The sequence below is a fragment of the Streptomyces sp. NPDC051219 genome, from assembly GCF_040682335.1.
Taxonomy (GTDB): Bacteria; Actinomycetota; Actinomycetes; order Streptomycetales; family Streptomycetaceae; genus Streptomyces.
Genome location: NZ_JBFBAS010000066.1, coordinates 1 through 14868, shown reverse-complemented (window position 1 = coordinate 14868; position 14868 = coordinate 1). Strand labels below are relative to the sequence as shown.

General features: G+C 70.1%; 12 protein-coding genes. 6 read left to right on the top strand and 6 right to left on the bottom strand.

The window, feature by feature from the left end; genetic code table 11:
* Positions 1-109 precede the first annotated feature (109 nt).
* From AB0M62_RS34310 to AB0M62_RS34300, 3 genes are all read right to left on the bottom strand, one after another.
* On the bottom strand, positions 110-1309 hold the full coding sequence (locus AB0M62_RS34310; protein ID WP_366078247.1) for a PQQ-binding-like beta-propeller repeat protein: 1200 nt from the start codon (positions 1307-1309) through the stop codon (positions 110-112).
* 125 nt (positions 1310-1434) lie between these two features.
* Complete coding sequence (locus AB0M62_RS34305) at positions 1435-1755, bottom strand: GYD domain-containing protein (RefSeq protein ID WP_366078246.1); 321 nt, start codon at positions 1753-1755, stop codon at positions 1435-1437.
* Positions 1756-1930: 175 nt separating this feature from the next.
* Positions 1931-3349, bottom strand: a complete 1419-nt coding sequence (locus AB0M62_RS34300; RefSeq protein ID WP_366078245.1) for a cation:dicarboxylase symporter family transporter — start codon at positions 3347-3349, stop codon at positions 1931-1933.
* A 209-nt stretch (positions 3350-3558) separates the two neighbouring features.
* Between AB0M62_RS34300 and AB0M62_RS34295 the strand changes: the two genes are divergently transcribed.
* The 3 genes from AB0M62_RS34295 (at position 3559) to AB0M62_RS34285 (ending at position 6705) form a co-directional block, all read left to right on the top strand.
* Entirely contained in the window at positions 3559-5148 is a 1590-nt protein-coding gene (locus tag AB0M62_RS34295) for a sensor histidine kinase (RefSeq protein ID WP_366078244.1), read from the top strand.
* Entirely contained in the window at positions 5145-5834 is a 690-nt protein-coding gene (locus tag AB0M62_RS34290) for a response regulator (RefSeq protein ID WP_366078243.1), read from the top strand. Before AB0M62_RS34295 ends, AB0M62_RS34290 begins: the two co-directional genes overlap by 4 nt.
* A gap of 238 nt (positions 5835-6072) precedes the next feature.
* On the top strand, positions 6073-6705 hold the full coding sequence (locus AB0M62_RS34285; RefSeq protein ID WP_366078249.1) for a helix-turn-helix domain-containing protein: 633 nt from the start codon (positions 6073-6075) through the stop codon (positions 6703-6705).
* Between the two features lie 31 nt (positions 6706-6736).
* Here AB0M62_RS34285 and AB0M62_RS34280 read toward each other — a convergent pair whose 3' ends face one another.
* Positions 6737-7762 (bottom strand): ATP-dependent 6-phosphofructokinase, encoded by a 1026-nt coding sequence (locus tag AB0M62_RS34280; protein ID WP_366078242.1) that lies wholly within the window; start codon positions 7760-7762, stop codon positions 6737-6739.
* Positions 7763-8008: 246 nt separating this feature from the next.
* Between AB0M62_RS34280 and pta the strand changes: the two genes are divergently transcribed.
* From pta to pyk, 3 genes are all read left to right on the top strand, one after another.
* Positions 8009-10084 carry a phosphate acetyltransferase gene (gene pta / locus AB0M62_RS34275; protein WP_366078241.1) on the top strand — a complete coding sequence of 692 codons (2076 nt, stop codon included), beginning with the start codon at positions 8009-8011 and terminating at the stop codon, positions 10082-10084.
* 32 nt (positions 10085-10116) lie between these two features.
* Complete coding sequence (locus AB0M62_RS34270; RefSeq protein WP_366078240.1) at positions 10117-11322, top strand: acetate kinase; 1206 nt, start codon at positions 10117-10119, stop codon at positions 11320-11322.
* Between the two features lie 61 nt (positions 11323-11383).
* Positions 11384-12814 carry a pyruvate kinase gene (pyk, locus tag AB0M62_RS34265; protein ID WP_366078239.1) on the top strand — a complete coding sequence of 477 codons (1431 nt, stop codon included), beginning with the start codon at positions 11384-11386 and terminating at the stop codon, positions 12812-12814.
* 91 nt (positions 12815-12905) lie between these two features.
* Here pyk and AB0M62_RS34260 read toward each other — a convergent pair whose 3' ends face one another.
* Together AB0M62_RS34260 and AB0M62_RS34255 are read right to left on the bottom strand one after the other, a co-directional pair.
* Positions 12906-14198 carry a hypothetical protein gene (locus AB0M62_RS34260; protein ID WP_366078248.1) on the bottom strand — a complete coding sequence of 431 codons (1293 nt, stop codon included), beginning with the start codon at positions 14196-14198 and terminating at the stop codon, positions 12906-12908.
* On the bottom strand, positions 14188-14730 hold the full coding sequence (locus tag AB0M62_RS34255; protein ID WP_366078238.1) for a DUF6114 domain-containing protein: 543 nt from the start codon (positions 14728-14730) through the stop codon (positions 14188-14190). Before AB0M62_RS34255 ends, AB0M62_RS34260 begins: the two co-directional genes overlap by 11 nt.
* Between the last annotated feature and the right edge of the window lie 138 nt (positions 14731-14868).

The following is a 14868-nucleotide window of genomic DNA, read 5'->3' as shown; positions in this document are numbered from 1 at the left end:
CTTTTTTGTTGTCGTTCGCTCTGGAGTTCTTCCAGAGCGGGCGGTGGCCGGCCAGGCCCCCCCCCCCCACCACCGACCGCACGCCGGTCAGCCGATCACCGGTCAGGGGTCACGGCGTGAGCCCGTCCAGGACGTCCTCGGCCACCCGGCCGGCCCGCTCGCGCTGCGGGAAGTCGCCGACCTTCACCCGCGCCACCTCCTGGGCTGTCGCGTAGTCCACGACCGAGACCTCGTCCCGGTTGGAGAGGGTGACGAAGCAGTGCCTGCCGTCGGGCGCCGTCACGGTCCAGTAGGGCAGCGAGCCCGCCGGGTAGTGCACGAAGCCGTCGGTGGTCAGGCCCGGCCGGGACACGACGGCGGTGTAGTCGTCGATCGTGCCGGCCATGCAGAGCTTGTCGCCCGCCGTGTTCATCGCCATCCCGTGGTGGGCGGAGTTCTGCGGGTAGTCGTCGGGCTTCATCGCGGCGCCGCCGGCGCTGAACGGCATCTGGACGGTCCGCACCGTCCGGCCCGATTCGAGGTCGTACTCGATGAAGCCGTTGAGATACGAGAGCTGGGCGTACATCCTCTTCTCGTCCGGTGTGACGACGGCCGGCCGGACTCCCTTGTCGAAGGTGTACCTCCGGATCACTTTCAGGGTCTGCGCGTCGGCCACCGTGACCTGCCGTGCGCCTTTGAGGCCGTTGAGCGCCTGAGGCAGCGAGGTGACGCCGATCGACATGTTGTAGATGTGCCTGCCGTCCGCCGAGTAGACGTTCTCGTGCGGATAGGTGCCGGTCGGAAACTCCCCGGTGATGCGGCCGGTCGCGGTGTCGATCGCCTGCGCCTTGGCGGCCGTGATCGCCGAGACGACGAAACGCCGGCCGTCGGGCGAGAGCACGGCGTGGTCGGCCTTCAGCCCGTCGAGGTGGGTACGCCACAGCTGACGGCCGCTGTCGATGTCGTACGCGGCGGCGTCACCGAGGTTGCCCCGGGAGACGTACAGCGTGCGTCCGTCGGGCGAGATGTGCGCGTCGTCGACGAATTTGTCGCCGCCCGCCTGCTGCTTGACGATCTCGTAGGCCGCCCGCTCGAACGGGTTCATGCCGGCCAGGATTTCGTCGAGGTCGGGGATGACGTCGAGCGAGCCGAGGTTCCGGTACGTGCGGGCGTCGAGGAAGCTGACCGTCCCATCGACGCTGTTGCCGACTAGGACGACGTCGCGCAGGCCGCCGCTGCCGGGACCTGTCTCCTGTGCCGCCGACGACCCGGTGACCGAGCCGACGGCGAGCGTGAGGGTGAGGGCGAGCACTGCCGGAAGACGCGCCACAGGACCGTCCCTTCGCATGGACGTAGACGTTGACATGCACATGCGCACGCCATGGCCTAACGATGACACGTTCCGGTTACCGGCGGTAGGTCCCTCGGCCGGCAAGGGAGCCGAGCCGCGCGCGATCAGGCGCCCGGGGCCCGGAAGTCGACCTTCTTCCTGGCGGCGGCGTCGATGTCCTCGGCCGTGATCAGCGGGATCGTCTTGGACACGATGGCTCCACTGGCACGGACGTTCAGGGAGATGGCCGCCATCGACACGTCGTCCGGCAGGTCGATGACGCAGTACAGATCGCCGTCGCCGAACGCGAAGAACAGCGACTCGAGCGTGCCGCCACATGACTTGACCACGTTTTCCACGGCGGACCTGCGGCCCGTTCCGCCCTCGGCCAGCAGCCCCTTGGTGCCCTCCGCCGTATAGCTCGCCTGGACCAGGTACTTCGGCATCTGCCTCTCCCGCCGTTCTCGCGATGCGCCGCGGGTGCGGTCACGCATTCAGCCTTGGGGGCCCGGCGCGGTCCGGCCACCCGGAGTCCGCCGGGCGGGGACGGCCCCGCCCGGCCCATCACGGGGACGGGCCGGGCAGGGCAGTCGGTGCGGCACAGAGCGAGGTGGAGCCGGATCAGGCGGAAACCGACGCCTTGCCGGCCTCCTCGCGCGGCTCCGGGACGTCCGTCGGAGCACCCTTCGAGGCGTCGTTCGAGGCGTCCTTCGGGGCATGCCCGTCGTCCAGCAGCGTCTGCTCGTCGAACGGCACCCGGCCGGCCAGCACCTCGCTCACCCGCCCCTTGTCGATCTCCTTCGTCCACGTGCCGACCAGAACCGTCGCCACCGCGTTGCCCGCGAAGTTGGTGAGGGCACGGGCCTCGCTCATGAAGCGGTCGATGCCGACGATCAGGCCGACGCCGTCGACCAGTTCGGGTCGGTGCGACTGCAGCCCGCCCGCGAGGGTGGCGAGCCCCGCGCCGGTGACGCCCGCCGCGCCCTTGGAGGCGACGATCATGAAGAGGAGCAGAGAGATCTGCTCACCCACGGAGAGCGGGTTCCCCATGGCCTCGGCGATGAAGAGGGACGCCATCGTCAGATAGATCGCCGTGCCGTCGAGGTTGAACGAGTAGCCGGTCGGGACGGTGATGCCGACGACCGGCTTACTGACGCCCAGGTGTTCCATCTTCGCGATGAGACGCGGCAGCGCCGACTCGGACGAGGAGGTGGAGAGGATCAGCAGGAACTCCCGGCCCAGGTACTTGAGCAGAGAGAAGAGATTCACGCCCGCGACCAGCCGGAGGATGGCCCCCAGCACGACGAAGACGAAGAGCGCGCAGGTGACGTAGAAGCCGATCATGATGACGGCCAGCGACTTGAGCGCGTCGATCCCGGTCTGGCCGACGACCGCCGCGATGGCGCCGAACGCGCCCACCGGGGCCAGCCACATGATCATGGCCAGTACACGGAACACCAGCCGCTGGACGTGCTCGATACCCCGGATCACCGGGGCGCCCGTGTGGCCCATGGCCTGCAGCGCGAAGCCGACGAGCAGCGCCACCAGGAGCGTCTGCAGCACCTCACCGCCGGTGAGGGCGGAGATCAGCGTGGTCGGGATGATGCCGAGCAGGAACTCCTCGGTGGACGCGGCGACGCCCTCGGCCTGCTGCTCGCCCGCGCTGCGCGCGGCGTCGGTCAGGTGCAGGCCGGAACCCGGGTCGAGGAGGTTGCCGACCACCAGACCGATGGCGAGCGCGACGGTCGACATCAGCATAAAGTAGCCGAGGGCGAGACCGCCGACCGCGCCGACCTTGGCGGCCTTGCGGACCGAGCCGACTCCCAGCACGATCGTGCAGAAGATGACCGGCGAGATCATCATCTTGATGAGGTTCACGAAGCCGGTCCCGATCGGCTTCAGCTCCACGGCGACGCCGGGCGCGGCGAAGCCCACCACGATGCCGAGCAGCACCGCGCCGATCACGGCCAGATAGAGGTAGTGGGTACGGTCCCGCTTCGTACGGTCCGGTTTCGCGGATACGGCTGCGACGCCTGTCACGGGTGCCTCCTCGACTTGATACGTCGGACTCGTCGGATACGCGCAGTGCGGGTACGCCCCAACGGCGGTACGGCTGCGCGCAGTACGTGCGGCTCACGTCCTGGACGGTCCCGGCGACTATCCATCAACGTGTGACGGCGGTCACCGTTCCGTTCATTTCGTTCACAGGCGTCAGCCGAATCGAGATCCCGGCCAGGCAGACTGGCGCCATGCGTCTTCCTCGTCCCCGCAGCCTCGCCGCCCAGCTCTTCGCGATGCAGGTCGTGCTGGTCGCCGCGATTGTGGCCGGGTGCGCGCTCTTCGCCTACATGACCCACGCGGCCCAGGCCGAGGACACCGCGCGGCGGCAGGCCTCGGCGGTGGCGACCACCGTGGCCCACTCCCCCGCCGTCGTCGAGGCGGTGCGCTCGGACGATCCGACGGCGGCCCTCCAGCCGTACACCGAGCGGCTGCGCGGCGACGCCGGCGTCGCATTCGTGGTGATCATGGATCCGGCGGGAAAACGCTGGACGCACCCCGCGCCCGGCCGGATCGGCCACACCTACCTCGGCGACATCGGGCCCGCGCTGAAGGGCCGCACCTTCAGCGAGACCCACCTGGGCACGCTCGGGCCTTCGGTACGCACAGTCGCCCCCGTCAAGGACGGCGGGCGGGTCGTCGCCCTGGTCAGCGCAGGCATCACCATCGAGACGATCAGCGAGCAGGTACGCCGCCAGGTGGCCGGGCTGATCGGCGTCGCACTCGCCGCGCTGGCCCTGGGCGGAGCCGGTACGTACGTGATCAACGCCCGGCTGCGGCGGCACACCCACGGTATGAACGCGGCCGAACTGAGCCGGATGCACGACTACCACCAGGCCACCCTGCACGCCGTGCGCGAGGGGCTGCTGATGCTGGACGGGCGGCGCCGGATCGCCCTCGTCAACGACGGCGCCCGGGAACTGCTCGGCCTGCCGCCCGAGGCGGTCGGCCGCAGCGTCGCCGACCTGGAACTGCCCGCACCGCTCACCGGGGCGCTGCTGGCCACCGAGCCGCGGGTGGACGAGCTGCATCTGACCGCCGACCGGATCGTGGTGGTCAACACCCGGCCGGTCTCCAGCGGCGAACAGCGCGGCACCGTCGTGACACTGCGGGACCACACCGAGCTCCAGGCCCTCTCCGGCGAGCTCGACTCCGAGCGCGGCTTCACCCAGGCCCTGCGGTCGCAGGCCCACGAGGCGGCGAACCGCCTCCACACGGTGGTCTCGCTGATCGAACTGGGGCGGGTGGACGAAGCGGTTGAGTTCGCCACGGCCGAGCTCGAACTCGCCCAGGCCCTCACCGACCAGGTGGTCGACGCGGTCGCGGAACCGGTACTGGCCGCCCTCCTGCTGGGCAAGGCGGCCCAGGCCAACGAGCGCGGAGTGGAACTCGTGCTCACCGAGGACAGCCGCATCGACGACGGCCTGCTCCCGGACACCCTGCCGCCCCGCGACCTGGTCACCGTCCTGGGCAACCTGATCGACAACGCTGTCGACGCGGCCCAGGGCGGCGAGCGGGCCCGCGTGACCGTCACGGCCGGCACGGCGGACGGCGAGCTGCTGCTGCGCGTCGCCGACACCGGCGCCGGTATCGACCCTGCCGACGCCGACGAGGTCTTCCGGCGCGGCTGGTCGACCAAGAGCGCGGGCCGGGGCCTCGGGCTCGCGCTGGTCCAGCAGACTGTCCGGCGCGACGGCGGCACCGTGGTACTGACCGAAGGCCACGACGGCGGCGCCGAATTCACCGTACGACTGCCGCTGGAGCAGGAGGCTCCGGCGTGACGGGCCCCGGCGCCGACATCCGCGTGCTGGTCGTCGAGGACGACCCCGTGGCGGCCGACGCGCACCGGCTGTACGTGAACCGGGTGCCCGGCTTCACGGCCGTCGGGGTGGCGCACTCACGGGCCGAGGCCGCCAGGGCCCTCGACCGGACCCCGGTCGACCTCCTCCTGCTCGACCTGCACCTTCCCGACGGGCACGGACTGCATCTCGTACGGTCGCTGCGCGCGGCGGGCCACTCCGTCGACGTCATCGCCGTGACCTCGGCCCGGGATCTCACCGTGGTCCGCGAAGGTGTGTCCCTCGGCGTCGTCCAGTACGTCCTGAAACCCTTCACCTTCGCGACCCTGCGCGACCGGCTCACCCGGTACGCGGAGTTCCGGGCGACGGCGGGCGAGGCAAGCGGCCAGGACGAGGTGGACCGGGCCCTGGCCACGCTGCGGGCACCCCAGCCGGCCGCGCTGCCCAAGGGGCTGAGCGGCCCGACGCTGGAGGCGGTGACCCGGGCACTGCGCGAGTCACCGGAGGGCCTGACCGCCAGCGCGACCGGTACGGCGGTCGGGATTTCCCGGATCACCGCGCGCCGCTACCTGGAACACCTGGTGACAGCGGGCCGCGCCGGGCGGAGCCCGCAGTACGGCCAGATCGGCCGGCCGGAGCTGCAGTACCGGTGGCTGGCCGGTCCGTGAAGAAGTGATGGATCCCTCCCCGAAACGGGCACGTGGCCGGATAGGATTCGGCCCGGGTTACCGAACGGTCGTGCGGGCGACGGGTTGATCAGTCGTGCACCGTAGGAGTTTCCTACGATATGTGAGCCTGGGTGAACGCACCGTAGTCGCCGGGCCCGCCGCACTTTAACGTGTGGCCGTGCACCAAACCCCTCCCTTCAATGCCCCCGCCGCGCGCCGACTGCGTGCTGCCCTGGGGATGGCACCAGGTCATGTCGCCTACGGGCTGAGCGCTCAGTACGGACTTCCCGTCACCCCGGAAACGGTGATCGCCTGGGAGCGCGGCGACCGCTCGCCCACCTCCGCCGAGCTGACCGCGCTGGCCGGTGTGCTGTGGTGTTCGCCCGGAGAGTTGCTGGCCCGTGCGACCACACTGCGAGAGCACCGGATCGCGAGCGGCCTCGCCGCCGACGAGCTGGCCCGGCGGGTGGGTATGGACGCGTCCTCGTATCTGCGGATGGAGGAGTCCGGCCGCTGGAAGGGCAACGAACGGCAGTCCGCCGCGCTGGCCGAGGTGCTGGCCCTCTCGCTTCCCGAGTTCGTGACCGCGACCGGCAAGGACGAGGCGCTGGCGGACGTGCTGCGCAACGCGGTGACGACGCGCTGGCAGGCGTACCTGCGGCCGCTGTCCAAAATGCTGCCCGTCCCGAAGCACCACCTCGAGGACATACTCGAGCAGCTGCACACCGACTACCAGTCCCGGATGGTGGCGACCCTCAGCTGGGGCGGCGGTGGCGGCCAGGCAGGCAGCGGCGACGCGGGCAGAGAGTTCCTGGCCGGCATCGTGGCCCGCTTCTGGGACCTCGCCCGCGGGACGGAGCGGGACTACTAGGCAGCACCATCAGGGGTGGCCGGCCCCCGCCTCAGAAGACCGACTCGGCCTCGTACATCCGGTCGTGGGGAACCGTCTTCAGCTCGGCCACTCCGTGCGCGAGCGGCACCATGGTGATGCGGGTACCGCGCAGAGCGGTCATCTTCCCGAAGTCTCCCCGGTGCGCGGCCTCCACCGCGTGCCAGCCGAAGCGCGTCGCGAGCACCCGGTCGTACGCGGTCGGCACGCCACCGCGCTGGACGTGTCCCAGAATGACCGGCCGGGCCTCCTTGCCGAGCCGGTGCTCCAGTTCGATGGCGAGCCGGGTGCCGATGCCGGCGAAGCGCTCGTGTCCGTACTTGTCGATCTCGCCCTTCTCGTACGCCATGGAGCCCTCCGCCGGATGCGCGCCTTCCGCCACACACACCACCGCGAACTTCTTGCCGCGCGCGAAGCGCTCCTCGACCATCTTCACCAGGTCGTCGATCTCGAACGGCCGCTCCGGCAGGCAGATTCCGTGCGCGCCGCCCGCCATGCCCGACTCCAGCGCGATCCAGCCCGCGTGGCGCCCCATGACCTCGACGACCATCACGCGCTGGTGCGATTCGGCGGTCGTCTTCAGACGGTCGATGGCTTCGGTGGCGACCGTGACGGCGGTGTCGAAACCGAAGGTGCGGTCGGTCTCGGAGATGTCGTTGTCGATGGTCTTGGGGACGCCCACGACCGGCATCCCGGCTTCCGACAGCATCCGGGCGGCGGTCAGCGTGCCCTCGCCGCCGATCGGGATGAGCACGTCGAGCCCGTAACGGCGGGCCAGCTCCGCACAGTTCTCGGCGGCCTCGCGCAGCCGGTTGCGCTCCAGCCGGGCCGAGCCGAGGATGGTGCCGCCGCGGGCCAGGATGCCGCTGACCGCATTGAGGTCGAGCGGACGGAGGTGACCGTCGAGGAGACCCTTGAACCCGTCCTCGAAGCCGATGACTTCGTCGCCGTGACCGGTCAGGGCCCGGTGCACGACCGACCGGATCACTGCGTTCAGACCGGGGCAGTCGCCGCCCGCCGTGAGAACTCCGATGCGCATCGTCCTGTGTCTCCTGTCCTGGCGGTACGTATGAGCAACAGGTGATCCACTGCGATTGTCCCACGCAGGGCCGGGAAGGCGCTCCTTCTGGTGGGCGCCCTATATAGCGGCGGAGGTATTGTCAAGAGGGCAAGCCCGCCAGCGGGAGTTTTTCCACGCCGTGCGGCAGGCCGTACGAGCAGGAGCGGTACGGGCAAGCTGTACGAGCAGTCATACGGGCAGACGGACAAGGGACGGAGAGCACGCGTGACGCGCAGCGTGTACGTGACCGGGATCGACCGGAAGGACGGCCGGCAGGTCATCGAGCTGGGAGTCATGGAGCTCCTGACCCGCCACGTGGATCGCGTCGGGGTCTTCCGCCCGCTGGTCCACGACGGACCCGACCGCCTGTTCGAGCTGCTGCGCGCCCGCTACCGGCTGTCGCAGGACCCGGCGTCCGTGTACGGCATGGACTACCACGAGGCGTCCGCGCTCCAGGCCGAGCAGGGTACCGATGAACTGGTCTCACGGCTCGTCGACCGCTTCCACCGCGTGGCCCGGGAGTACGAGGTGGTGCTCGTACTCGGCACCGACTACTCCGCCACCCAGCTTCCCGACGAGCTGGCGCTCAACGCCCGCCTGGCGAACGAGTTCGGCGCTTCCGTGCTCCCGGTGGTCGGCGGCAAGAACCAGACCGCCGAGTCCGTACGGGCCGAGGCGCGCAACGCCCACCGCGCGTACGAGGCCCTGGGCTGCCATGTCCTCGCGATGGTGGTGAACCGGGTGGCCGCCGAGGACCGCGAGGTCATAGCGGAGCGGCTGGCCGCCCGCCTCCCGGTGCCCTGTTACGTCCTGCCCGACGAGCCCGCTCTCGCCGCCCCGACGGTCTCCCAGATCACCCACGCCCTCGGCGGCGAGGTGCTGCTCGGCGACGACGCAGGCCTCGCCCGCGACGCCCTGGACTTCGTCTTCGGCGGGGCGATGCTGCCGAACGTCCTGAACGCCCTGACCCCCGGCTGCCTGGTCGTCACCCCCGGCGACCGCTCCGACCTGGTGGTGGGCGCGCTCGCCGCGCACACCGCGGGCACCCCGCCCATCGCCGGCGTACTGCTGACGCTGAACGAGCGGCCACCCCAGGAGATCCTGACCCTCGCGTCCCGGCTCGCCCCCGGCACTCCGGTCGTCTCCGTCTCCGGCAACAGTTTTCCCACCGCCGGCGAACTGTTCGCGCTGGAGGGCAAGTTGAACGCCGCCACGCCGCGCAAGGCGGAGACCGCGCTCGGCCTGTTCGAGCGGCATGTGGACACGGCGGGTCTGCTGAACCGTATCTCCGTGGCCCGCGGCAGCCGTGTCACCCCGATGATGTTCGAGCACCAGGTGCTGGAGCAGGCCCGCTCCGCCCGCCGCCGGGTGGTCCTGCCGGAGGGCACCGAGGACCGGGTACTGCGTGCCGCCGACGTACTGCTGCGCCGCGACGTCTGCGATCTGACCCTGCTCGGCGACGTGGAGACGATCCGAAAGAGGGCCGCCGATCTCGGTGTCGACCTGACGGGCGCGGACATCACCGACCCGCAGACCTCTGAGCTGCGCCAGCCCTTCGCCGAGCTGTACGCGAAGGCGCGCGCACACAAGGGCATCAGCGTCGAACTCGCCCACGACGTCGTCGCCGACGTCAACTACTTCGGCACGCTGATGGTGCAGGAGGGCCTGGCCGACGGCATGGTCTCCGGCTCGGTGCACTCCACCGCCGCCACCATCCGCCCCGCCTTCGAGGTCATCAAGACGAAGCGGGAGGCTTCGATCGTCTCCTCAGTCTTCTTCATGTGCCTCGCCGACAGGGTCCTCGTGTACGGCGACTGCGCGGTGAACCCGGACCCGAACGCCGAGCAGCTCGCCGACATCGCCGTCCAGTCCGCCGCCACCGCCGCGCAGTTCGGCGTGGAGCCGCGTATCGCGATGCTCTCGTACTCGACCGGCACCTCCGGTTCCGGAGCGGACGTCGACAAGGTGCGCAAGGCCACCGAGATCGTCCGCGAGCGCCGGCCCGACCTGCTGGTCGAGGGCCCGATCCAGTACGACGCGGCCGTGGAGCCGACCGTCGCGGCGACCAAACTGCCGGGCTCGGAGGTGGCCGGGCAGGCCACCGTGCTGATCTTCCCGGACCTCAACACCGGCAACAACACCTACAAGGCCGTGCAGCGTTCGGCGGGAGCGGTCGCCGTCGGCCCGGTGCTCCAGGGCCTGCGCAAGCCCGTCAACGACCTCTCGCGCGGCGCGCTCGTCCAGGACATCGTGAACACGGTGGCCATCACGGCCATCCAGGCCCAGGGCGGCACCGCATGACGACGACCACCACACCGGAAGGCGTCCGACCTGTGACCGCCACGCGCGTACTCGTCCTCAACTCCGGCTCCTCGTCGGTGAAGTACCAGCTGCTCGACATGCGCGACAGCTCCCGGCTGGCCGTCGGCCTGGTCGAGCGGATCGGCGAGGAGACCTCCCGGCTGGTACACACCCGGTCGGCCGGCGGAGCCGGCAGGCGCGAACAGAACGGACCGATCGCCGACCACGGGGCAGCGCTGAAGGCAGTCGCCGCCGAGCTGGCCGCGGACGGGCTCGGTCTGGACTCGCCGGAACTGGCCGCCATCGGCCACCGGGTGGTGCACGGCGGCAAGAGGTTCACCGCGCCCACCGTGGTCACGGATGAGGTGCTGGCAGAGATCGAGCGTCTCGTGCCGGTTGCCCCGCTGCACAACCCGGCGAACATCAGCGGCATCCGCACGGCACAGGCGCTGCGCCCGGATCTGCCCCAGGTGGCCGTGTTCGACACCGCCTTCCACACGACCATGCCCGAGTACGCGGCCCGCTACGCGATCGACGTGGCGACCGCCGACGCGCACCGCATCCGCCGGTACGGATTCCACGGCACCTCGCACGCGTTCGTCTCGCGGGAGACCGCCCGGCTGCTGGGCAGGGCGCCGGAGGACACCAACGTCATCGTGCTGCATCTGGGCAACGGGGCTTCGGCGTCGGCGGTCAGGGGCGGACGATGCGTGGACACCTCGATGGGCCTGACCCCCTTGGAGGGGCTCGTCATGGGCACTCGCTCCGGTGACGTCGACGCGGCCGTGACCTTCCACCTCATGCGGGTCGCCGGGATGTCCGCCGACCAGATCGACGAACTCCTCAACAAGAGGAGCGGCATGGTCGGCCTGTGCGGCGACAACGACATGCGCGAGATCACCCGCCGGATGGGGGAGGACGACCCGCAGGCACAGCTCGCCTTCGACATCTACATCCACCGGCTGAAGAAGTACATCGGGGCGTACTACGCCGTCCTCGGCCGGGTGGACGCGGTGGCCTTCACGGCAGGTGTGGGTGAGAACGCCGCTGCGGTGCGCGAAGCTGCGACCGACGGTCTGGAGGAACTGGGCCTGGTCGTCGACGCCGCGCTCAATGCCGTACGGGCGGACGTGCCGCGGCTGATCTCGCCCGCGCACGCGCGGGTCGCGGTCGCCGTGGTCCCCACCGACGAAGAACTGGAGATCGCCACCCAGGCTTACGCGCTGGTTACCCAGTAGTCACTTGGACTTTCCGCCAGACGGAATATTCCGCTACGAAACAAACCGATAGGATCCGCTCATGCGCCGTTCCAAAATCGTCTGCACACTGGGCCCCGCCGTCGACTCCTACGAGCAGCTGAAAGCGCTCATCGAGGCCGGCATGAACGTGGCCCGTTTCAACATGAGCCACGGATCCCACGCTGAGCACGAGGAGCGGTATCACCGCACCCGCAAGGCCGCCGAGGACACCGGGCGCGCGGTCGGCGTGCTCGCCGACCTCCAGGGCCCGAAGATCCGTCTGGAGACCTTCGCCGAGGGGCCGGTCGAGCTGGTGCGTGGTGACGAGTTCACCATCACCACCGAGGACGTCCCGGGCGACAAGTCCATCTGCGGCACCACCTACAAGGGTCTGCCGGCCGATGTGTCCAAGGGCGACCAGATCCTGATCAACGACGGAAACGTCGAGCTCCGGGTCACCGAGGTCACCGGCACGCGGGTGAAGACCATCGTCATCGAGGGCGGTGTCATCTCCGACCACAAGGGCATCAACCTGCCCGGTGCCGCGGTGAACGTCCCGGCCCTTTCCGAGAAGGACATCGACGACCTGCGCTTCGCCCTGCGGATGGGCTGCGACCTGGTCGCGCTCTCGTTCGTACGGGACGCCCACGACGTCAAGGACGTCCACAAGATCATGGACGAGGAGGGCCGCCGGGTCCCCGTCATCGCCAAGGTCGAGAAGCCGCAGGCCGTCGCCAACATGGAAGCCGTCATCGCGGCGTTCGACGGCGTGATGGTGGCCCGTGGCGACCTGGCCGTCGAGTACCCGCTCGAGAAGGTGCCGATGGTCCAGAAGCGGCTCATCGAGATGTGCCGCCGCAACGCCAAGCCGGTGATCGTCGCGACCCAGATGATGGAGTCGATGATCACCAACTCGCGGCCGACCCGCGCCGAGGCCTCCGACGTCGCCAACGCCATCCTGGACGGCGCCGACGCGGTCATGCTCTCCGCCGAGTCCAGCGTGGGTGCTTACCCGATCGAGACGGTAAAGACGATGTCCCGCATCGTCGAGGCCGCCGAGGAGGAGCTGCTGTCGAAGGGCCTGCAGCCTCTGGTGCCGGGCAAGAAGCCGCGTACGCAGGGCGGTTCGGTGGCCCGCGCGGCGTGCGAAATCGCGGACTTCCTGGGCGCCGAGGCGCTGGTCGCCTTCACCCAGTCCGGCGACACCGCCCGGCGACTGTCGCGCTACCGCGTGACTCAGCCGATCCTGGCCTTCACCACGGACGAGAGGACCCGCAACCAGCTCACGCTGAGCTGGGGCGTCGAGACGTACGTCGTCCCGCACGTGGACAACACCGACGCGATGGTCGACCTGGTGGACGCCGAGCTGCTGAAGCTGCAGCGCTACAACGAGGGCGACATCATGATCATCACGGCCGGCTCGCCCCCCGGCGTCCCGGGCACGACGAACATGGTCCGGGTCCACCACCTGGCCGGCCGCAACCGCGGCTGACCCGTCGGACGAACGGAACGGCCGTGGCCCGCACCTTCGGAGGTGCGGGCCACGGCCGTTCTCTTTGCGGCTCCCGGAGGCTTTGGCGTGTCTATCCGCCGGTGTAGTAGTTGGACAGGCCGGGGACGCTGAGCGTGCCGCCGAACTGCCCGGCCTGGGTCACCTTGACCTTGGTGAAGAACGCGATCGGGACGTTCAGCGGGGGCGGGGTCTCCGGGCTGAACGTGACCGGGATGAGGCCGAAGAGGTTGCCCTTCAGCTCCTCCGTGTACATGGTGACCGTGCCGTCGCGCAGGGTCGATGTGGAACCGGGGTCGGACGTGACGTGGGCAGTCGTGCCGTTGGGGCCGACGACCAGCTGGTGCAGGTCCTTGATGTCGGTTTCCTCGGCGGTGAACTTCAGGACGTTCTTGATCTTGCCGCTGCCCGTCCTGACCTTGACGATGCCCTTGTAGTCGAGGCCGCGCAGGGTGAGCATCGAGCTCTCCAGCGTCCACGGCTCGTCCGGCAGCGCCGGGATGCCCGGCTCCAGGTCGGCCGCGGCGAGGGCCTCGGGGTCGGCGGTCGGGCAGGGGAACGGCTCCTTGCCGTCCTTGTCCTCGGCCACCTCGTCCTTGGCGTCCTCGTCGAGCTCCTCGACCTCGGCGCCGACCTTGTCCGCCGCGTCCTTGATGTCGTCCTTTGCCTTGTCCAGCGGACCGTCGGCCGGGTCGTCCGCCGGCTTGTCACCGGCGGGCTCGTCCTTGCCCGGGTCGTCGGGCTCCGGCTTGTCGGCGGGTGTGCTGGTGCTCGGTCCGGGCGCGGGCGTGGACTCGGTTGCGCCGGGCGACGGGGTTTCCGCCGGCTCCTTGTCCGGGCCGTCCAGGATGTCCTTGATCGCATCGCCGACACCGAGGGGGTCCAGCGGGTTCCTGGTCTCCGTCGGGGTCGGATCCGGCTTCGGCGCCTCGGGCTCCGGCTTGGCCGCATCCTGCGCCGACGGCGTCTCGGCCGGCTTCGGCTCGGTCGGCCCGGGCTCGGCCGTCTCCTCACCGCCGCCCGTCCCTTCGGACGGGCTGGGGGTGGCCGTGGGCTTGGACGACTCCGACGCGGAGGGCGACTGGGACGGCGTGGCCGACGCGTCCGGCTCGGGCTCGTCCGAGCGGGTCACGCACGGACCGGGGGCGAACGGGTTCTCCGGCTGGTCGTCGGCGAGCGCGAGCTTGGGCGTCAGTCCCATTCCGACGAACACGGCCGTGGGCATCGCGGCCAGCGCCATCGCCTTGCCGGCGGGTATCTGCAACTTGGTCAGCAGCGACTTGCGCGGGGCCGCGTGACGCGGCCCCCTTCTTTCACGGGACTCTGCGCCTCCGGCCGTAGTCAGTTGCGTCTCGTCACCCCGCACTGTTCCTCCCGCCATTGGCGTCAACAGTCCAATCGAACGCGTTCGGGTCCTTCTCCATGCGCGGCCCCGGGACGCTCTCGTGCTCGGGGCCCTGCTCCGGCGTACCGTCCGCCGGCCCGGCGGGCTCTGCCGCGGGCGCACCCGGCGCCCAGGCAATGGAGAGCGCGCCGCCGAACAGGGCGAGCAGGAAGCCGACGACGAAACCGCCGAGGTTGGACACGGGGATGGAGACAAGCGCCAGCAGAATCGTGGCCACGCCGGCGAACACCCGGACGATGTGGTGGAACCACATCGTCATTCCGAGGGTGAACAGGAGCACGCCGATGATCAGCGAGCCCGCCCCTGCCGTGGTGGCCATGGCCAGCGTCACGTGGCCCAGCTGGAGTTCGGCGTACGGGAAGTAGGCGATCGGCAGACCGCTCAGCGCGGTGAACAGGCCTGCCCAGAAGGGACGGACACCTCGCCAGGCGCGGAAGCGGCGCCGAAAGACGCGGAGGTAATGCTCGTTCTGCCCCGGTGACTCGGCGCTCATGGAAAACAGCTCCCTGGAACCGGTGTTGCTGTGAAAAGAAGAGAGGGTCGGGGGGGGGGGGGGGGGGGGCGGGCCCCCCCCCCCCCCCCCGCGGGGGGGTAGCACAACGAAAACACCCAGAGCCGCAAGAAGCACAAA